The sequence below is a fragment of the Streptomyces lasiicapitis genome (assembly GCF_014646335.1).
GTDB classification, from domain to species: Bacteria; Actinomycetota; Actinomycetes; order Streptomycetales; family Streptomycetaceae; genus Streptomyces; species Streptomyces lasiicapitis.
Window position 1 is genome coordinate 280577 of the sequence record NZ_BMNG01000001.1, and the last position, 19738, is coordinate 300314.

Below are 19738 nucleotides of genomic sequence, written 5' to 3' on the forward strand. Positions count from 1 at the left end.
GCGGGGGCCGGGGCGGGCGCCGGGGACGGCACGGGAGCCGGGGACGGCGTGGCCGGGCCTGCGGGCGCGCCGAACGCGGGCGGTGCCGCGGCTCCTCCGGCGGGCGGCGCGAAGCCGGGGGCCGCCTGCGGCTCCGGGGCCGCGGGCTCCTCCTCCGCGGCGACCTCACCGCCGAAGTTCCTGATCAGCGCGTCGAGGCCGCCGTCGAAGCCCTGCCCGATGGCGGCGAAGCGCCAGACGTCCTTCAGGTAGAAGTCGCCCAGCATCAGGGCGCGCTCGGTCGAGAACTCCGCACCGGAGAAGGTGTAGCGGGCCACTTCCTCGCCGCCGGCCACGATCCGGATGTAGCCGGAGGCGATCTGCGACATCTGTCCGGCGCCGTCGATCGCCGCGGTGAACGACAGCTTCTGGATCTGCGGCGGGATGCGGTCCAGCGTGATGCGGAAGGACTCGTTGTCGCCGGCCTGGGCGCCCAGGAGCTGAAGCGACTCCTCGGGGGACTTCGGCTGGTTGAAGAAAATGAAGTACCGGTCGTCCGAGAGCCGCTCGCTCCCGTCGAGACCGAAACAGCCGATGTCGAAGCTCACCCCGGGGGCAGCGATGTGCACGCCTACGTACAGATCGGTACCCGCGGTGAGGTCACTGATCTTGGCCTTGTGGCCGCGTTGGAATTCCCTGGCCATACGTAACGACCGTCCCCCATCCCGAATGTGAATGCGTCGCGCCAGGCTAACCGCTCAGTCCGACAACGAACCAAGTCGGTACAGACCCGGTACACAACGCGCGCACCAGGCGCCTCTCATTCCTCGCGGGCGGCGGGCAGGTGCGGCAGCCGGTCCGCGGCGACCACTCCTTCGAGGTAGCCCCGGGCCCGTTCCGTACGCGGATACGCCTCGAGGAGGCGCCAGAACCGCGGGCCGTGCCCGGGCACGAGGAGGTGCGCGAGCTCATGCAGCAGGACGTAGTCCACCACGTACTCGGGCATGCCCTGCAGCCGGTGCGAGAGGCGGATGCTGCCCTCCGACGGTGTGCACGAGCCCCACCGAGTGTTCTGGTTCGTAACCCAGCGAACGGATGTGGGCCGTGCCCGGCCGTCGAAGAACTGCTCGGAAAGCCGCTGGGCCCGCTCGGAGAGTTCGCTGTCGCCCAGAACGCGTTTGCTCTCCTGTGCCGCCAGCTTGTCCAGCATGACGTTCACCCAGCGCTGCTCCTCCGCCTCGGACATGCGGGCCGGGATCAGGACGACGGTGCGGTCACCCTCCCGGTAGGCCGAGACCGTTCTGCGGCGGCGGGCGCTCCTTCGCACCTCGACCGCGCTCGCCGCCGAGCCGGGTGACGGCGGGCTGTTCGCGCTGCGCTGTGGGCCTGTGGCGCGGTGCAGTGGGTCGGCGGGCACGCCTCGACGTTACCCGCTTGGCGTGGGGGAAGTCCCGCCTCCGGGACGGTTCGGTCCCGATCCACTCCCCATGCGATCGATTAGTACGACAAGTATTCGCCGCCTGTGGACAACCGCGCGCACGCCTCCGATCGGGCGGGCATTCTGGCGACGCGGACACGAAACGGGGGGCCGACCATGCATCCGATCCTCAAGCCGGCGCTGCGCCGGGGCTGGCGCGATCTGAACACCGTCCAATGCGGGGTGACGCGGGCGCACGCCCGGATTCTCGGCCCGGTCGACACGGCGACGGGCAGCTTCCTCACACTCCTCGACGGCACCCGCGGGCTGCCGCTGCTGCGCGAGGAGGGACAGCGGATGGGCCTGCCCGACGGGCATGTGGACCGGCTTCTGCACCGCCTTGCCCGGGCCGGGCTCCTCGACGACGCGACGGGCGGGGGCCCGGCGGCCGACGCGCTGCGTTCCCGTACGGAGGTCATGGACCGGCTGCGCCCCGACCTCGCCGCGCTGTCGGCGATCACCCCGGAGCCGAGCCAGGGCATCCGCAGGCTGGCCGCGCGCCGGGCCACCCGCGTGCGTGTGCAGGGCACGGGCCGGGTGGGCGCGGTCGTCGCCTCGGTCCTGTCCGGCGCGGGAGTGGGCCAGGTCGAGGTGATGGACGGCGGCTGCGTCGAGCCGTGGGACGTCGCTCCGGGCGGGCTTCCGCCCGAGTCGGTCGGGCAGCGCAGGGACGCCGCCGCAAGAACGGCCGTGCGGCGCGCGGCACCGGGCAGCCCACCTCGCCTCGCCGAGGACAGGGGCGACGGCGAGCGCCCGCTGTCCTTGATCGTCCTCGCCCCGCGCGACGGCCTGGAGGCCTTCGCCCCCGACCCGCTCGCCGCCGAGCCCCTGATCGCGGCCGGGACCCCGCATCTGTACGCGGGCGTGATCGAGGGCACAGGGGTGATCGGCCCGCTGGTCCTGCCCGGCGCGACCGCCTGCGCCGGATGTCTCGCCCTGGACCGCGCGGACGCCGACGCGGCCTGGCCGCGCATGCTGGCCCAGTGGCGCTCGGGGCGACGCCGCCAGGTGCCCGCCTGCGACCTGGCTCTCGCGACCACGGTCGCCGGACTCGCCGCGGCGCACGCCCTGGCCTTTCTGGACGGTGCGGAGCCGACGCTCGCCGGGGCCCGGTGGGAGGTCGCGGCGCCCGGCCTGGCCTGGCGCCGCCGGCGTGAGCGGGCGCACGCCTCCTGCCCCTGTGGGGCGAGTGAGCAAGTTAAAGGGGAGCACACCTCCGTGGATCGGGAGCCGCACGACACAATGGCCGGGTAACCGCCTGAAAGGGCGCGGCTGTCTGGGATTTGGAGGGGCGCATGTCTGATCTTCCCCGGAAGGCGGTAACCCGTACCGCCAAACTGGCCGCGCTGCCGCTCGGCTTCGCCGGCCGCGCGACCTGGGGGCTCGGCAAACGCATCGGCGGCAAGTCGGCGGAGATCGTCGGCCGTGAGCTGCAACAGCGCACGGCGGAGCAGCTGTTCAAGGTGCTCGGCGAGCTGAAGGGCGGTGCCATGAAGTTCGGCCAGGCCCTCTCGGTCTTCGAGTCGGCCCTGCCGGAAGAGGTCGCGGGGCCCTACCGCGCGGCGTTGACGAAGCTGCAGGAAGCGGCGCCGCCGATGCCGACCCGCACCGTGCACGCGGTGCTCGAGGAGCGGCTCGGCACGGACTGGCGTGAGCTGTTCCTGGAGTTCGAGGACAAGCCCGCGGCCGCGGCCTCGATCGGTCAGGTGCACCGGGCGGTGTGGGCGGACGGGCGCGACGTCGCGGTGAAGGTGCAGTATCCGGGCGCGGGCGAGGCCCTGTTGTCGGACCTGAATCAACTGAGCCGCTTCGCCCGGGTCCTCGGGCCGCTGATCCCGGGCATGGACATCAAGCCCCTCATCGCCGAACTGCGCGACCGCGTCTCCGAGGAGCTGGACTACGCGCTGGAGGCGCAGGCCCAGCACGCGCACGCCGAGGAGTTCGCGGACGACCCGGACGTCGTGGTGCCGGACGTGGTGCACCAGAGCGAGCAGGTCCTGGTGACGGAGTGGATGGACGGCGTGCCGCTGTCGGAGGTGATCACGGAGGGGACGCAGGAGCAGCGGGACCGGGCCGGACAGCTGCTGACCCGTTTCCTCTTCTCCGGCCCGGCCCGCACGGGTCTGCTGCACGCCGACCCCCACCCGGGCAACTTCCGCCTGCTCCCCGGCGACAAGGGCGAATGGCGGCTCGGCGTCCTGGACTTCGGCACGGTCGACCGGCTGCCCGGCGGGCTGCCCCCGACGATCGGCGACTCCCTGCGGATGACCGTCGAGGGCGAGGCGGACGCGGTCTACGAGATGTTGTGCGAGGAGGGCTTCGTCAAGGAGACGGTCGACCTGGAGCCCGAGGCCGTCCTCGACTACCTGCTGCCGATCATCGAGCCGGCCGTGGCCGACGAGTTCACCTTCACCCGCGGCTGGATGCGCAGCCAGGCGGCCCGTGTGGCCGACCCCCGCTCCCCCGCCTACCAACTGGGCAAGCGCCTGAACCTCCCGCCGTCGTATCTCCTGATACACCGCGTCACCCTGAGCACCATCGGCGTCCTGTGTCAGCTGGGCGCGACGGTCCGCATGCGCGAGGAACTGGAGGAGTGGCTGCCGGGGTTCGTGCCGGAGACCATCGAGGACGCGGAGGGCGCGGAGGAGACGGCGAACGAAGAGGACGCCATCGAGCGGACGGGCGGCCTGGAAGAGGCGGCGGCCGAGGCGTGAGGGTGCGCCCCGGCGGAGCGGGGCGGCGCCTCACCGATGGGGCCGGTCACCACCAGGCGGGTCACCACCAAGCGGAGTCGAGGCGGCCTTCGATCGCGCGGATGTTGTCCCGGGCGCAGGTGTCGCAGATGTAGTGCCGGACGCCGTTCTCCACGGAGCAGGTCCAAGTCGGGGGACGGCCTTCGGCGACCGTGCCGCAGCGGGAGCACACGAGGCTCTTGGCGTCCGCAGGTTCAGGAGGCTGCTGGTCCACCCGGTGACCATATCGCCGCCGCCGAGGGATGGGCGGGCACAACGCACCGCGGGGGCCGGTCCGTTCGGACCGGCCCCCGCGGGGTACTGCCGGGAAGCTCGGTGGGAGCTTCCGTCATCTGTGTGTGCCGTGAGTCTCGCGGGTGCCGCGTGACTACTGCATGACCGCCATGGCGAGCGCGCGCCGGGCACGCAGGGACGCGCGCTCGGCGCGGCGCTGCATGCGGCGGGCCGCGATCAGGCGGGCGGCCGGACGGTACTCGTCGGCCTCACGCATGCGTTCGTGCATATGCGCACGAGCCAGGGCTTCTGGGATGAGTTGCATTTCGCGGGTCCTGTTCTGGCGCGAGCCGGTCGCGCCGGTGGTGAAAAAGTCTGGGGTCGCCGAGCCGCTGGGCTCGCTCGTGGGTGCCTTCATCGGGGCCTGCTTCTTGGGGTCGTGCGTCAGGGGGCGATCGATCGTGCCGGCGGTGCTCATGCCACTACCGGGTTCTTCCGCGGGCGGCCACGCGGCCGCTTGCGGGCCACGACCACGCCCTGGACGAACAGCTCGCCACCCCAGACGCCCCACGGCTCACGCCGCTCCTTGGCGCCGGCCAGGCAGGCCTCCATCAGCGGGCAGGTACGGCAGAGGGACTTGGCGTACTCGACGTCGGCCGGGGACTCGGCGAAGAAGACCTCCGGGTCGTAGGCACGGCAGGGGACGGGTACGCCGAGGTTCTCGATGGCGTCGTCGAGCGCGGTGAGCGCGGTGAGGGGAGTCAAGGTCGGGTCCTCCGTGGGAGCGGGCGGCGGGAGAGTGTCTGAAGGCGGTACGGACGGGGCGTGCGCTTCGAGTTGCACGGTGGTGTTTTCCTCGTCTGGTCGTTCCGGCCGGGGTCGGCCGGTTGGCGGCTGGTACCGGGTCTTGCTCGGCCCCTTCGCTCCGTCTCCCCGTTTTGGGGAAAACAGAAGGGCCGCGGATCCCGGGTGGGGTTCCGCGGCCCTGAAGGCGCCGGCCTGATCGAAGATCAGGCTGGATCACTCCAGGGTTCGAGCCCACGGAAGGCCCACATCGTGTGGTGCTGCGTCGTCTGCTTCCGGAATCCGGCACCGGCGGCCGCGAGTGCATAGGCCTGTGCCTGTGCCGTCACTACTGCTTCCGGTGCCTTGGTCGGTCGCTCATTGCCCTCACGGATCTCAAGACCCGACAGAGGCAGGGAGGCGGCGGCCGGACGCACGGCGGCATTGCCAGCAGACAGAGCGGCATTGCCGACGGACAGACCGGTGCCCGGGTTCGAGAGGCCGAGCAGGCAGGAAGCGACGACCGAGCGATCGGTCATTTTGACGGCGCTGATGAAGCTCTCGTTGATGCTGATCACTGGAATTCGCCTCCTCTCGGCGTCTAGGGGATCGGCCGGAACCGATCCTGCGGACTGACAAGTACAGCACGGGACCAGGGCTTCGGTGAAGCCGCCGTTCCCGTGCTTAAGAACCTATGGGTCTTCCTTGCGCATGCGCAAACTATTTTTTCGACGAGTTTGAATCAGTTCGCCTCATCGACTGCCTCAAGCTCCTGACCTGCACAGATGGCGAGGACGTCGGCGCCGAATCGGTTGAGCTTGCGCATGCCGACCCCGGGGATGCGGGCCAGATCGCCCTCTTCCTCGGGCGCGGCCTCGGCGATGGCGATCAAGGTCTTGTCCGTGAAGACGCAGAACGCGGGCTGTCCGAGGCTCTGCGCCTGGCCCGCGCGCCAGTCCCGCAGCCGTTCGTAGAGCCCTTCGTCCATGTCCGAAGGGCAGTCCTCGCAGCGCATGAGCTTCATCTCACCGGCCTCGGTGAGGGTGCGGCCGCAGACGCGGCAGCGGGCCGGGCTGCGGCTGCCGCGGCGTCTGCTGCGGGGGGCGCCGGGCTCGCTGCCGCCGGTGCCGCGCTCGATGCCGCCGGGTCCGCCCGCCGCGCGCGCCCCGGAGGCCGTGCCCGAGCCGGGGCGCAGCCCGTCCAGGAACCGGCTGGGGCGGCGGCCCGGACGGCCGCCCGGGGACCGGGAGAGGGCCCAGGACAGGGACAGGTGGACGCGGGCGCGGGTCACGCCCACATAGAGGAGCCTGCGCTCCTCCTCGACCTGCTCGTCGGTCTTGGCGTACGTGATCGGCATCATGCCCTCGGCCAGGCCGACCAGGAACACGGCGTCCCACTCCAGGCCCTTCGCGGCGTGCAGGGAGGCGAGGGTGACGCCCTGGACGGTGGGCGCGTGCTGGACGGCGGCGCGCTCGTCGAGCTCCGCCACCAGGTCGGCGAGGGTGGCCTCGGGCCTGGCCCCGGCGAAGTCCTCCGCGAGGCGCACCAGGGCCGCCAGGGACTCCCAGCGGTCGCGCACCGCACCGGAGCCCGCGGGGGGCTGTGTCGTCCAGCCCTTGGTGGAGAGCACGGCCCGCACCTGCGAGGGCAGGTCGACCACGTCGTCCAGGAGGGTGTCGTTGCCGCCGAAGCGGGCGGCGCCGCGCAGGGCGGCGCCGGCCTCGCGGACTTCGGTGCGCTCGAAGAAGCGCTCGGCGCCGCGCAGCTGGTAGGCGATGCCTGCGTCGGCCAGGGCCTGTTCGTAGATCTCCGACTGCGAGTTCGTACGGAAGAGGACCGCGATCTCGCCGGCGGGGACGCCGTCGGCCATCAGGGCGCGGATGCGGCGGGCGGCGCCCTCGGCCTCGGCGGGCTCGTCCGCGTACTCCGTGTAGACGGGGTCGGTGCCGCGCTCGCGCTGGGAGACCAGTTCCAGGCGGTGGTCGGCGGCGCGGCCGCTTGCCTGGGCGAGCAGGCCGTTGGCGAGGTGGACGACCTGAGGGGTGGAGCGGTAGTCCCGGACGAGCTTCACGACCGTCGCGCCCGGGTGGCGGGTGCGGAAGTTCAGCAGGTGGTCGGGGGTCGCGCCGGTGAAGGAGTAGATGGTCTGGCTGGCGTCGCCGACGACGCAGAGGTTGTCGCGGTCGCCGAGCCAGAGCTCCAGGAGGCGCTGCTGGAGGGGGCTCACGTCCTGGTACTCGTCGACCACGAAGTGCTGGTACTGGGAGCGGACCTGGTCGGCGATGTCGTGGCGGTCCTGGAGGATGCCGACGGCAAGGAGGAGGACGTCCTCGAAGTCGATGACCGCGCGGTCGCGCTTGAGGTCCTCGTACGCCGCGTAGAGCTGGGAGATCTCGGCGGCGGCTCGGGGGGTGTCGCGGCCCGTCTTGGCGGCCGCTGCCGCGTAGTCCGCGGGGACGGTCTGGGTGACCTTGGACCACTCGATCTCGCCGGTGACGTCCCGCAGCTCGTTGCGGTCCAGGCGGATGCGGCAGGCCGCCGCGGCCTCGGCGACGAGCTGGACCTTGCGCTCGACGAGGCGGGGCAGCGGGCCGCCGACCGCCTTCGGCCAGAAGTACTGGAGCTGGCGCAGGGCGGCGGAGTGGAACGTGCGCGCCTGGACGCCGGTGGCGCCGAGCTGGCGCAGGCGGCCGCGCATCTCGCCGGCCGCGCGGTTGGTGAACGTGACGGCGAGCACGCTGGTGGGCTGGAGGATCCCGGCCCGCACCCCGTACGCGATGCGGTGGGTGATGGCGCGGGTCTTGCCCGTGCCGGCGCCCGCGAGCACGCACACCGGCCCGTGCAGGGCGGTGGCGACCTCGCGCTGCTCCGGGTCGAGCCCGTCGAGCACCGCGTCGGCCCCGCTCGGCGGCGCCGAGCACTGGGAGCCGCCGGAGTCCCGCGGGAAGAGGGTGGAGTGCGTTGCTGCTGTCACCCCGCCATGCTGCCAGGTCCCGAGGGGCCTGCGAGCCGGTTGTCCACAGGGAGGCGCCCGCAGTCGTACCAATGCGGGAATGGCGACCGGGTCACGTACGTTCGAGACAGTGCGACGACGCACCCGAAGTGCGACGACGCGAACCCGAGCCTTAAGGAGCGCGAGAGACATGCCGGGCACTGTGACGATGTACAGCACCACGTGGTGCGGCTACTGCCGCAGGCTGAAGAGCCAGATGGACCGCGAGGGCATCACGTACGACGAGATCAACATCGAGCACGACCCGGACTCCGCGGCCTTCGTGGAGAAGGCGAACGGCGGCAACCAGACGGTTCCCACCGTTCTCTTCCCCGACGGTTCGACGCTGACCAACCCCTCGCTCGCCCAGGTGAAGCAGAAGCTGGCCGCCTGAGGCGCTAGCCGACCGTTCCGGGCTTCGGCAGGGGCTTGCCGTACCAGAGTTCGATCAAGCGGGCCGCAATCGAGATGCCGTAGGGAGGCAGGACCTCCCCGGACTCGAAGGCGGCCCGCAGGTCGTCGCGGGAGAACCAGCGCGCCTCGTGGATCTCCTCGCCGTCGACGTCGATCTCCGAAGAGGTGGCCTGGGCCATGAAGCCCAGCATCAGGCTGGAGGGGAACGGCCAGGGCTGGCTCGCGACGTACTCGACGTCGCCGACCGTGACGCCCGCCTCTTCGAAGACCTCGCGGCGCACGGACTGCTCGATGGACTCGCCCGGCTCCACGAAGCCCGCGAGCGTCGAGAAACGGCCTTCGGGCCAGTGGACCTGACGGCCGAGGAGCGCGCGGTCCTCGTTGTCCGTCACCAGCATGATCACGGCCGGGTCGGTGCGCGGATAGTGCTCGGCACCGCAGGCCTGGCAGCGGCGGATGTGGCCCGCCGCCGCGATGACGGTGCGCTCGCCGCAGCGCGAGCAGAAGCGGTGCATCCGCTGCCAGTTCTCCAGGGCGACGGCGTGCACCATCAGGCCCGCGTCGCGCGGGGACAGCAGCAGGCCCGCCTCGCGCAGGCCGGCCGCGCGCGCGGACTCGTCCATGCGGCCGGGCAGCGTGTCCTTCTGGAGCGCGAAGTAGCTCACGCCGTCCTCGTCGGTCCCCAGGAAGTAGCGGTGGGCTTCGGTGAGGGGCGCCTCGAACGACGGGGTCATCACGAGTTCGGTGCGGCCGTCGGGGGTCTCGTCGATGAGCACCTGGCCGCCGGAGACCACGAAGACCCGTGTCGACGGGTGACTCCACGCGGCGGCGAGCCAGGCCTCGTCGAGACGGTGGTGTGCCGCGCGGTCGATGCCGCTCGGCGCGGTGAGCGAGACGGGACGGTCAGCGGCGCGGTCGGTCCAGGTGGTCACTGGTGCTTCCAACTCCCCCGGTGGAATGGGTGGTTCAGCGAGCGGATCTGTGCAGTGTGCAACGCGAGGGGCAGTGCGGTTCGCCGGCTCAGGGGGCTCCACGCCAGTGCTCCGCGAGGTCGCCCCACAGGTAGGCGCTGGCTTCGACGCCCTTGAGGAGCAGGTCGAGCTCGACCTTCTCGTTCGGCGCGTGCCAGCCGTCCGAGGGAATGGAGATGCCCAGGAAGAGCACCGGCGCCTGCAGGACGTCCTGGAGGTCGGCGGCCGGTCCCGAGCCGCCCTCGCGCGTGAAGCGGATGTCCTGCTCGAAGGCGCGGCCCATGGCGCGGGCTACGGACTGCAGGGCGGGGTGGTCCAGCGGCGTCAGGCAGGGACGCGTCGCGCCGCTGAAGGTGATCGTGTGGTGGATCCCGGCGGGCAGCTGATCGGCCACCCACGCGGTGACGGCCTTCTCGACGCGCTGCGGGTCCTGGCCCGCGACCAGCCGGAAGGACAGCTTCAGGAGGGCGCTCGACGGGATGATCGTCTTGCCGCCGGCGCCCTGGTAGCCGCCGCCGATGCCGTTGACCTCGGCGGTCGGGCGGGCCCAGACGCGCTCCAGGGTGGTGTGTCCGGCCTCTCCGTAGGGCGCGTGCGACTTCGCCGTACGCAGCCACTCGGCCTCGTCGAACGGCAGCTCCGCGAAGAGCTCGCGCTCGCGGTCGGTGAGTTCGACGATGCCTTCGTAGAAGCCCGGTACCGCTACGCGCGCGTGCTCGTCGTGCAGCGCGGCGACCAGACGGGCGGCGGCCGTCGCCGGGTTGGGGACGGCGCCGCCGAAGGAGCCGGAGTGGATGTCCTGGTCCGGGCCGAACAGCTCGATCTCGCACTCGGCGAGGCCGCGCATGCCCGTGCACACCGTGGGGGTGTCCTTGGACCACATGCCGGTGTCGGAGACGATCACCGCGTCGGCGGCGATGCGCGCGCGGCGCTCCTCGATCAGCGCGCGGAAGTTCGGCGAGCCGGACTCCTCCTCGCCCTCGATGAGCAGCTTCAGGTTCACGGCCGGGGCACTGCGGCCGGTGGCGGCGAGGTGGGCGCGGACGCCGAGGGTGTGGAAGAAGACCTGGCCCTTGTCGTCGGCGGCACCGCGCGCGTAGAGGCGGTTGTCGCGGACGACGGGCTCGAAGGGGTCGGTGTCCCAGCCGTCCTCGAGGGCGGCGGGCTGCACGTCGTGGTGGCCGTAGACGAGGACGGTGGGCGCGTCCGGGTCGCCGGAGGGCCACTCGGCGAAGACGGCGGGGGCGCCGGCCGTCTCCCACACCTCCGCCGTCGGGAAGCCGGTCGCCGTGAGCCGCGCGGCGAGCCAGTCGGCGCTGCGGCGCACGTCGGCGGCGTGGTCGGGCTGCGCCGACACGGACGGGATGCGCAGCCACTCGGCGAGGTCGTCGAGGAAGGCCGCGCGGTGGTCGTCGATGTACGCGCGTACGGCGCTGACTGCACTGGCAGCGCTGCTGACGGGCTTGCTCATGGTCACGAGCCTAGCGGCCCACGGGAGCGGTCCGGTCGGGCGGCCGGTCGGCCGCCGTCCCACGCCCCGCGCGGCCCCCGTCTGCGGCGTCCGGGCCCTCCGGTCCGTCCTCTCCCAGCAGAATCCGCTCCAGCTCGGCCCGGCCCGGCAGGTCCGTGGGGCGGACGGTTTCGCCGCTGCGTACGTAGAGGAAGGCGGCGCCCACCGACTCCGGCGGGACGCCCTGCTGGTCGGCCCAGCCGAGGCGGTAGACGGCGAGCTGGAGGGGGTCGGCGTTCTGGGTGCGGCTGGTCTTCCAGTCGACGATCTCGTACGTGGTGTCGTCGCCGTCACCGGTCTTGTAGACGGCGTCCACGCGGCCGCGGATGACGCGGCCCGCGATGGCGAGCTGGAAGGGGGCCTCGACGCGGTACGGAGTGCGGTGGGCGTACTCGGTGCGCTCGAAGGCTTCCTTGAGGGCTTCCAGGTCGCGTTCGTCGGCGATCTCCGCCTCGCCGGGGCCGCCGCCCGGCAGTTCCTCCGGGCCGAGCATGGGCAGCCGCAGCTCTTCGAAGCGCGCCTCGACCCAGGCGTGGAAGCGGGTGCCGCGGCGGGCCGCGGGCTGCGGCGGGCGGGGCATGGGGCGGGCCAGCTCCTGCGCCAGCCTGTCCGGGTCACTGGCCAGGCTCAGCACCTGGGAGGCGGTGAGCGTGGCGGGCAGCGGGACGTCGCGGACGCTCTCGCGGGCGCGCAGGAGCTCGCCGGTGAGGGCGTCCAGGTCACGGTCCCAGGAGGCGAGGGTGCGGGTCTCCTCCGGGGTGAGGTGGGGTCGCGTGTGCGGGACGCGGGGCGTGGGGCGTTGCCGGGGCCAGGAATCCCATGCTGTGGGGTCCTCGTCCTCGGGGGGCGCGGCTTCTTCGTAAGCGGCGTCTCCGTAGACGGCCTCTCCGGAAGCAGCTTCTCCGTAAGCGGCCCCTCCGTGGACGTCGTCTTCGTAGACACCCTCTTCGGCTTCGGCCAGGGTCTCGTCGTCCGGTGGTGGCGGCCAGTCCGGGTCCTCGGCGTGCTCCGGAGGTTCGGCGGCGTACGCGGTCGTGGCCTCGCCGGAGGCGGGGTGGGCCTCTTCGTGGGAGCGGGCGTCGTCCGCCGTCAGGCGGTCCAGGTGGGCGAGGACGGTGTCCGCGGCGGCGCGGCGGCGGGTCAGGGACGCGGCGTCGAGCGGGAGCGGCCAGACCTGGTCGGCCGTCTTCTCTTGCAGCGCCGGGTTCTCCTCGTCCTCGGCGGGTTCGTCCGCCCAGGCCTCGATCTCGCCGTGGCCGGCCGCGCAGTGGTCGTACAGCGCCCGCAGGAAGTCGGACGGGCCGCGCGGCTTCTTCTGGGTGGGGCCCCACCAGTGGCCCGAGCCGAGCAGGAGACTGCGGGGGCGGGTGAACGTCACGTACCCGAGGCGGAGTTCCTCGGTGTGCTGGTGGTCCTTCATGTCCGCGTGGAAGGCCTTCATGCCCTTGGCGTCCCACGTGTCGATGTCGGGCAGGGTGTCGGCGTCGCCGCGCAGGGCGTGCGGGACGACCTTGGCCTGGGCCGTCCACTTCTCGCGGCCCTGGGTGCTCGGGAAGGTGCCGGTGACCAGGCCGGGCACGGCGACGACGTCCCACTCCAGGCCCTTGGACTTGTGGGCCGTGAGCACCTTGACGGTGTTCTCGCCGCCGGGCAGGGCGTTGTCGAGGCCCTTCTCGTACTGCGCGGCGGTGCGCAGGAAGCCGAGGAAGGCGAGCAGCGAGGCCGAGGGGTCGTTGGCGGCGAAGGAGGCGGCGACGTCGAGGAAGTTCGACAGGGTCTCGCGGCGGCGGGCGGCCAGGGCGTGCGGGGACGCGGAGAGCTCGACCTCCAGGCCGGTGACGGCGAGGACGCGGTGCAGGACGTCCATCAGCGGGTCGGCCAGGGAGCGCCGCAGGTCGCGCAGTTCGGTGGCGAGGCGCGCGAACCGCACCCGCGCGTCGGCGGAGAACGGCAGGCCGTCGTCTCCGGAGGCGTCGGCCGAGCCCTCCAGGAAGGTGTCGAGCGCGTCGGCGAGCGATATCACCTCGGACGGGTCGACGCCCTCGACGGCCTCGGCGAGCCGCCGGTCGGGGTCGTCGGGCGCGCTGTGCCCGTGCCGCACGAGGAGGCGGGCGCGGCGGCCGAGGAGGGCGAGGTCGCGCGGGCCGATGCGCCAGCGCGGGCCGGTCAGGAGGCGCACCAGGGAGGCGTTGGCGCCCGGGTCCTGGAGGACCTCGCAGACGGCCACGAGGTCGGCGACCTCCGGCAGGTGCAGCAGGCCGGACAGGCCGACGACCTCGACGGGCACGTCGCGGGCCACGAGGGCGCCCTGGATCTCGGCGAAGTCGCCGGCCGTGCGGCACAGGACCGCGATCTCGCCGGGTGCCTTGCCGGTGGCCACGAGGTGGGCGATGGAGTCGGCGATCCAGTCGATCTCCTCGCCGTGCGTGCGCAGCAGCGCGCAGCGCACGCTGCCGTCGCGCTCGGCCCCCGGGGCGGGCCGCAGGGCCTCCACGCCCGCGTGCAGGGCGCGCAGGGGCGCGGCGAGGCCGTTGGCGAGGTCGAGGAGGCGGCCGCCGCTGCGGCGGTTCTCGCTGAGGGCGTGGCGGGCGGCGGGGCGGCCGTCGGCGTGCGCGAAGTGGTCGGGGAAGTCGTCGAGGTTGGCCACGGAGGCACCGCGCCAGCCGTAGATGGCCTGGCAGGGGTCGCCGACGGCGGTGACGGGGTGGCCGGTGCCGCCGCCGAACAGGCCGGACAGCAGGACGCGTTGGGCCACCGACGTGTCCTGGTACTCGTCGAGCAGGACGACGCGGAACTCGTCGCGCAGGATGGCGCCGACGTCCGCGCGGGTGCGGGCGAGGGTCGCGGAGTGGGCGATCTGGTCGCCGAAGTCGAGGAGGTCGCGGGCGCGCTTGGCGGTGCGGTACCGGTCGACGAGCTCGGCGAGCTGGAGACGGGCGGTGGCCGTCTCGGGGACCCTGCGCAGGTCGGCGTTGGTGAGCTTGGCGCCCGCCAGGGTGCGCAGGAGTTCGCTGTCGTACGCGCGGAGCCTGCCGGGGTCCACAAGGTGCTCGGCGAGCTCGCTGTCGAGGGCGAGCAGGTCGCTGACGAGGTCCGGGAAGGAGCGCGTCAGCGCGGGATACGGGCCGGGGGCCTCGCGCAGCACGCGGGCGGCGAGCTGGAAGCGGGTGGCGTCGGCGAGGAGGCGGGCGGTGGGCTCCAGGCCGATGCGCAGGCCGTGGTCGGTGAGCAGGCGGCCCGCGAAGGCGTGGTACGTGGAGATGACCGGCTCGCCCGGAGGGTTGTCCGGGTCGGCGGCCTCGGGGTCGGTGACGCCCGCCCTGATGAGGGCCTTGCGGACGCGCTCGGCGAGCTCACCCGCCGCCTTGTTCGTGAACGTCAGGCCGAGGACCTGCTCCGGGGCGACCTGGCCGGTGCCGACCAGCCACACCACGCGCGCGGCCATCACCGTCGTCTTCCCCGACCCGGCTCCGGCCACGATCACCTGCGGGGCGGGCGGCGCGGTGATGCAGGCCGTCTGCTCCGGGGTGAACGGGATGCCGAGGAGCTCTTTGAGCTGCTCGGGGTCGGTGAGGCGAGGAGACACGTCAGAGAGGCTAGCGGCGGCCACTGACAGTGGGGGCGGGACGGTTCGTCCGTCGCCGCCGCCCACGTCCGTGGCCGCCGTCACAGGAGCGGGGCGGATCAGAGTCCGGCCAGCTCCTTCTGGTCGACGACCTCGCCGGGCGCGGGGGCCTTGACGTCGACGGGCTCGCCGTAGCCGCTGAAGGTCGCCGTGCCCTTCTCGTCACCGTCGTTGGCGACCTTCACGAAGTAGGGCTTGCCCTCCATGGCGACATAGAAGGTGGTGGTCTCGTCGCCCTTCTTCTTGACGAGGACGGCGGCCTTCTTGCCGTCGACCTGGGCGTCCTTCTCCCGCTTGAGACCCTTGAACTTCTTGCTCTCGAACATGTTGCCGAGGGCGCACGAGCTCTGCCCCTGGGAGGGCTCCGACTTCACCCAACGCCCCTTGACGCGTCCGGCGAGCGTGGCGCCGACGGCCGTCTTCCAGTACTTCTCATCGGCCTTCATGTACGAGGACTTGCCGACGGTGACAATCTCGGAGTGGCCGGACTTGCGCGAGTCGATCGTGGCCTTGCAGTCGCCGCCCTTGACGACGGAGAACTCGCCGGTGGCCTGCCCGCCGTCTTCCTTGACCTGGCTCTTCATCGTGAAGGAGCCCGCGTTCTTGGAGGTCTTGGAAGCCTTCTTGGCGATCTTGTCGGCGCTCATGCCCTCGAAGGGGTCCTTGTCGCCGCCGTCGTCGCCGCTGCAGCCCGTGACGCCGATGACGACGGCGGCGCAGGCGGCTGCCACTGCCAGGAGCTTCCGGTTGGCTGCCATGTGTGCTTCTCCTAGGAAAGACGTTCAGGTTCAGCGAGACTTTAGATGGCCTGTGAGGGTGCTATGCGCGCAGGTGACCGGACGTGACGTTGGCCACCGGCGGCGGTGCGGCGCGGGTCACTCCACGACCTGGCGGCCCTCCGCGCGGGCGCTGCACGACGCGCGGAACGCGCAGTGTGTGCAGTGCTGGCCCGTCGCCGGGGTGAAGCGTTCGTCGAGGACCTTGCCCGCGGCCGTGGCGAGGAGGTCGCCGATCCACTCGCCGGACAGCGGCTCCTGGGCCTGGACCTTGGGCAGCGCCTCACCGCCGTCCTTCTTGGCGGCGCCCTGGCGCAGCTGGACCAGTTCGGCGCCGCCCGCGTCGGGGCGTACGCCGTCGAAGAGGTCGTCGGCGGCGCCCTCGCGCACCGCGAGCTGGTAGACGGCCAGCTGGGGGTGGCGGGCGACGTCGGCGGAGGTCGGGGCCTGCTTGCCGGTCTTGAAGTCGACTACGTAGGCGCGGCCTTCGCCGTCCCGCTCGACGCGGTCCATGGAACCGCGTACGCGCACTTCGTAGGGGCCCGCTTCGAGCGTCACGTCGAAGGCGTGCTCACTGGCGACCGGGGTGCGGCCCGCGTGGGCGCCGCTGACGTGCCACTGGAGGAAGCGTTCGAGCGCGACGCGCGCGTGCTCCTTCTCCTGGTCCGACTTCCAGGGGGCGTCGAAGGCGAGGGCGTCCCAGACGGAGTCGAGGCGCTCCATGAGGACGTCGAGGTCGGCGGGCGTGCGTCCGGAGGCGACCTCGTCGGCGAGCACGTGCACGACGTTGCCGAAGCCCTGCGCGGCCGTCGCGGGGGCGTCGGCCTTCACCTCGCGGCCCAGGAACCACTGCAGGGCGCAGGTGTTGGCGAGCTGGTCGAGCGCGCTTCCGGAGAGGACGACCGGCTTGTCGCGGTCCCTCAGGGGCACCGCGCTGGCCGTCGGCTCGTACATGCCCCACCAGCGGTGCGGGTGCGCGGACGGGACCAGCGGGCGCCCGTCGGCGTCGCCGAGCGCGGCCAGGCGGGCCAGGCGCTGGGCGGCGGCCTCGCGCAGGGCGTCCGAGACGTGCGGGTCGACAGTGGTGGCGCGCAGCTCCGCGACGAGCGCGGAGACCGACAGCGGGCGGCGCGGGCGGCCGGTCACGTCCTTCGGCTCGACGCCGAGTTCGGTGAGGAAGCGGGAGGGCTGGTCGCCGTCGTCGGCGGGCGCCTTCACGGCCGTCACGACGAGGCGTTCCCGCGCGCGCGTGGCGGCCACGTAGAACAACCTGCGCTCTTCGGAGAGGAGTGCTCCGGGGGTCAGCGGCTCGGCGATGCCGTCGCGTCCGATGCGGTCCGCCTCCAGGAGGGAGCCGCGGCGGCGCAGGTCCGGCCAGAGGCCCTCCTGGACGCCGGCGACCACCACGAGCCGCCATTCGAGGCCCTTGGAGCGGTGTGCCGTCATCAGGCGTACGGCGTCGGGGCGCACGGCGCGGCGCGTGAGCGTGTCCGCGGCGATGTCCTGCGCCTCGATCTCGTCGAGGAAGTTGAGGGAGCCGCGCCCGCCGGTGCGCTCCTCCGCGCGGGCCGCGGTGGCGAACAGGGCGCAGACCGCGTCGAGGTCGCGGTCCGCGTTGCGGCCCGCCGCGCCGCCGCGCCGCGCGGTGCGCTCCAGGCGGCGCGGCCACGGCGTGCCGGCCCACAGGTCCCACAGCGCCTGCTCGGCTGTGCCGCCGTCCGCGAGGCGCTTCCTGGCCCGGCTGAGCAGCTCGCCGAGGCGCTGGGCGCCCTTCGCGTACGAGGGGTCGTGCGCGGTGAGCCGCTCGGGCTCGGCGAGCGCGCGGGCCAGCAACTCGTCGGAGGGCGGCGGCAGATGGTTGCCCCCGGCCCGCTCCTCCTCGCGCAGCGCCCGGCCGAGGCGGCGCAGGTCGGCGGCGTCCATGCTTGCGAGGGGCGAGGTGAGGAGGGTCAGGGCGGTCTCGGTGTCGAGCCAGGCGGGGGTGGTGGGCGCGGCTTCTGCCTCATCCGGCTCGTCCGATTCCCCCGGCTCACCCGGCTCACCCGGCTCGTCCGACTCCCCCGGCTCGCCCAGCTCCTCAGGCTCGTCCGACTCGTTCAGCTCACCCGCGTCGCCCGGCTCGCCCAGCTCACTCGACACACCTGACTCGCCCGGCCCACCCGGAGCCCCCGACTCCCCCGGCCCCACGTTCTCCCCCGACTCCGCCCGAGCCACCGCCCGAAGTGCCGTCAGCAACGCCGTCACCGCCGGCTCGTGGCGCAGGGGGATGTCGTCGCCGTCTATGTCCAGGGGGACGCCCGCCGCGGTGAGGCTGCGGCGGACGGACGGGATGGTGCGGGTGCCCGCGCGGACGAGGACGGCCATCTCGCTCCAGGGGATGCCGTCCTCCAGGTGGGCGCGGCGCAGGATGTCCGCGATGTTGTCGAGCTCCGTACCGGCCGTGGGGTACGTACGGACGTCGACGCGGCCGCCGTCCCTGGCGGCCGTCAACTCCCGGTGGGCGCGCACCTTCTCCGCGGGCAGCCGGGTGAGCGGCATGCGCGTGGTGAGCAGGCGGGTGGCCGCGAGGAGTCGCGCCCCGGACCGCCGGGACGTCGTCAGGACCTCGACCGGCGCGGGCGTGCCGTCCGCGCGCGGGAAGTCGGCCGGGAACTGGAGGATGCCGTTCACGTCGGCGCCCCGGAAGGCGTAGATCGACTGATCGGGGTCTCCGAAGGCGACGAGATCGCGGCCGCCGCCCGCGAGCGCGTGCAGCAGGCGCACCTGTGAGGGGTCCGTGTCCTGGTACTCGTCGACGAACACCGCGTCGTACTGGGCCGCCAGCGCGCGGGCGACCTCGGGGCGGCGGGCGAGCAGCACCGCGCGGTGCACCAGCTCCGCGTAGTCGAGCACTCCCTGCATGTCGAGCACGTCGAGGTACTCGGCGAGGAACGCCGCCGCCGCGCCCCAGTCGGGGCGGCCGCCGCGCCGGGCGAAGGCGTCCAGGGCCGCCGGGCCGAGGCCCAGTTCGCGGCTGCGCGCGAGCACGGCGCGCACCTCGTCGGCGAAGCCGCGCGTGGTGAGGCAGGCGCGCAGCTCGTCCGGCCAGCGCACCCGCGCGAGGCCCTCCCGGGCGAGGTCGGTCTGGCCGGCGAGGAGCTCACGTACCGCCACGTCCTGCTCGGGTCCCGACAGCAGCCGGAGGGGTTCCACGAAGAGGTCTGCGTCCTGGTGGGCGCGGACGAGGGCGTAGCAGAACGAGTGGAACGTGGTGGCCTGCGGGGCGTCGGCGGCGCCTATGCGGTGCGCCATCCGGTCGCGCAGCTCGACGGCGGCCCTGCGGCTGAACGTGAGCACAAGGACGCGCTCGGGATCGGTCCCCTTGGCCACCCGCGCGGCCACCGTCTCGACCAGGGTGGTGGTCTTGCCGGTGCCCGGACCTGCGAGAACGAGCATCGGACCGCCCGCGTGGTCAACCACGGCGCGCTGTCGTGCGTCCAGGTGAGGGGGATCCGCGAGGACCGGCGGGGTACGCACCAGTCGGTAGGCACCCGAGGTCCCCTGTCGTACCTGAGGGTGCGACGGGTGCCGGGCGTGCCGGGCGGATGAAGTGGAGCTCACGTGGTTCGCCGGTCCTGGTGGGTGTACTGATCGAGGTGCGGCTGCGCGACAGCTGCGGGGTGAGTGTGAAATGCGTGCTGTCGACGCTACGCCAGCGGATACGCGGGACGGGGGGCTTCCCCCGTACGGGCCACCGGTCCGCCGCGGGTCCCGCGCATGGCGGAAGCTGTCAGGTGTGAGCCTCCGGAGTCACGTCCGCCGAGCCGCCGTCCCAGCGCGCCCTGCGCATGTCCAGGCGCGGCATGCTCCGCTCGGCCGTGCGGCCCACCTCCCGCAACGGGGTGCCCTCCGCGCGGTAGGCCTCCAGGGCGCGCAGTTCGTGGCCGGGCAGCAGCACGCCGTCCGAGCGCACCACGCGCCACCACGGCACCGCGCCTCCGTAGAGCGCCATCACGCGGCCGACCTGGCGCGGCCCGCCCTCCTCCAACCACTCCGCGACATCCCCGTACGTCATCACGCGGCCCGGAGGGATTCGTTCCGCCACGTCCAGGACGCGCTCGGCGTATTCCGGGTACTCCGGGACGTCCGCCGGCAACTCCGATTTCGGTCGGCTCTCCTCGCTCATCCGGACCATCCTGCCGCATGGCACCGACACGGTGACGGCCGCGCGACAGAGCGTGCGACAGCGCAGGCAACAGGGGCCGA

Annotated in this window: 16 protein-coding genes; 3 read left to right on the top strand and 13 right to left on the bottom strand. The window is 72.9% G+C overall.

Features of this window, described 5'->3' with window-relative positions; all coding sequences use genetic code 11:
• Together IEY91_RS41490 and IEY91_RS01290 are read right to left on the bottom strand one after the other, a co-directional pair.
• A partial coding sequence (locus tag IEY91_RS41490; RefSeq protein ID WP_229696617.1) for a TerD family protein occupies positions 1-683 on the bottom strand: 683 nt, incomplete at its 3' end.
• A 116-nt stretch (positions 684-799) separates the two neighbouring features.
• The gene (locus IEY91_RS01290; RefSeq protein ID WP_164320893.1) at positions 800-1396 is read right to left on the bottom strand and encodes a M48 metallopeptidase family protein; all 597 of its coding nucleotides are present in this window, start codon (positions 1394-1396) and stop codon (positions 800-802) included.
• 177 nt (positions 1397-1573) lie between these two features.
• Between IEY91_RS01290 and IEY91_RS01295 the strand changes: the two genes are divergently transcribed.
• Both IEY91_RS01295 and IEY91_RS01300 read left to right on the top strand, forming a co-directional pair.
• Positions 1574-2710, top strand: a complete 1137-nt coding sequence (locus tag IEY91_RS01295; protein ID WP_189172494.1) for a ThiF family adenylyltransferase — start codon at positions 1574-1576, stop codon at positions 2708-2710.
• Positions 2711-2751: 41 nt separating this feature from the next.
• Positions 2752-4170: an ABC1 kinase family protein gene (locus IEY91_RS01300; RefSeq protein ID WP_164320897.1), complete on the top strand. Its 1419-nt coding sequence runs from the start codon at positions 2752-2754 to the stop codon at positions 4168-4170.
• A 61-nt stretch (positions 4171-4231) separates the two neighbouring features.
• Here IEY91_RS01300 and IEY91_RS01305 read toward each other — a convergent pair whose 3' ends face one another.
• The 5 genes from IEY91_RS01305 to IEY91_RS01325 form a co-directional block, all read right to left on the bottom strand.
• Positions 4232-4423 (bottom strand): hypothetical protein, encoded by a 192-nt coding sequence (locus tag IEY91_RS01305; RefSeq protein ID WP_164320899.1) that lies wholly within the window; start codon positions 4421-4423, stop codon positions 4232-4234.
• A 153-nt stretch (positions 4424-4576) separates the two neighbouring features.
• Complete coding sequence (locus IEY91_RS01310) at positions 4577-4900, bottom strand: putative WhiB-interacting protein (RefSeq protein ID WP_164320901.1); 324 nt, start codon at positions 4898-4900, stop codon at positions 4577-4579.
• Positions 4897-5265, bottom strand: a complete 369-nt coding sequence (locus IEY91_RS01315) for a WhiB family transcriptional regulator (protein ID WP_030359819.1) — start codon at positions 5263-5265, stop codon at positions 4897-4899. Before IEY91_RS01315 ends, IEY91_RS01310 begins: the two co-directional genes overlap by 4 nt.
• 167 nt (positions 5266-5432) lie before the next feature.
• Positions 5433-5783: a hypothetical protein gene (locus tag IEY91_RS01320; RefSeq protein WP_164320904.1), complete on the bottom strand. Its 351-nt coding sequence runs from the start codon at positions 5781-5783 to the stop codon at positions 5433-5435.
• A gap of 164 nt (positions 5784-5947) precedes the next feature.
• Positions 5948-8260, bottom strand: a complete 2313-nt coding sequence (locus tag IEY91_RS01325) for an ATP-dependent DNA helicase UvrD2 (RefSeq protein WP_373287878.1) — start codon at positions 8258-8260, stop codon at positions 5948-5950.
• Positions 8261-8348: 88 nt separating this feature from the next.
• Between IEY91_RS01325 and IEY91_RS01330 the strand changes: the two genes are divergently transcribed.
• Positions 8349-8591, top strand: coding sequence for a mycoredoxin (locus IEY91_RS01330; protein ID WP_164320905.1), 243 nt, complete (start codon positions 8349-8351; stop codon positions 8589-8591).
• 4 nt (positions 8592-8595) lie between these two features.
• Here IEY91_RS01330 and nudC read toward each other — a convergent pair whose 3' ends face one another.
• From nudC to IEY91_RS01360, 6 genes are all read right to left on the bottom strand, one after another.
• Positions 8596-9543 (bottom strand): NAD(+) diphosphatase, encoded by a 948-nt coding sequence (gene nudC, locus IEY91_RS01335; protein ID WP_164320908.1) that lies wholly within the window; start codon positions 9541-9543, stop codon positions 8596-8598.
• 88 nt (positions 9544-9631) lie between these two features.
• Positions 9632-11053: a dipeptidase gene (locus IEY91_RS01340; RefSeq protein WP_189172495.1), complete on the bottom strand. Its 1422-nt coding sequence runs from the start codon at positions 11051-11053 to the stop codon at positions 9632-9634.
• Positions 11054-11063: 10 nt separating this feature from the next.
• A complete protein-coding gene (locus IEY91_RS01345) occupies positions 11064-14678 on the bottom strand; it encodes an ATP-dependent DNA helicase (protein WP_189172496.1) in 3615 nt (1204 codons plus the stop codon).
• A 98-nt stretch (positions 14679-14776) separates the two neighbouring features.
• Complete coding sequence (locus tag IEY91_RS01350) at positions 14777-15475, bottom strand: hypothetical protein (protein ID WP_164320914.1); 699 nt, start codon at positions 15473-15475, stop codon at positions 14777-14779.
• A 117-nt stretch (positions 15476-15592) separates the two neighbouring features.
• Positions 15593-18928 carry an ATP-dependent helicase gene (locus IEY91_RS01355; protein WP_373287864.1) on the bottom strand — a complete coding sequence of 1112 codons (3336 nt, stop codon included), beginning with the start codon at positions 18926-18928 and terminating at the stop codon, positions 15593-15595.
• Between the two features lie 334 nt (positions 18929-19262).
• Entirely contained in the window at positions 19263-19658 is a 396-nt protein-coding gene (locus tag IEY91_RS01360) for an MGMT family protein (protein WP_164320918.1), read from the bottom strand.
• Positions 19659-19738 lie beyond the last annotated feature (80 nt).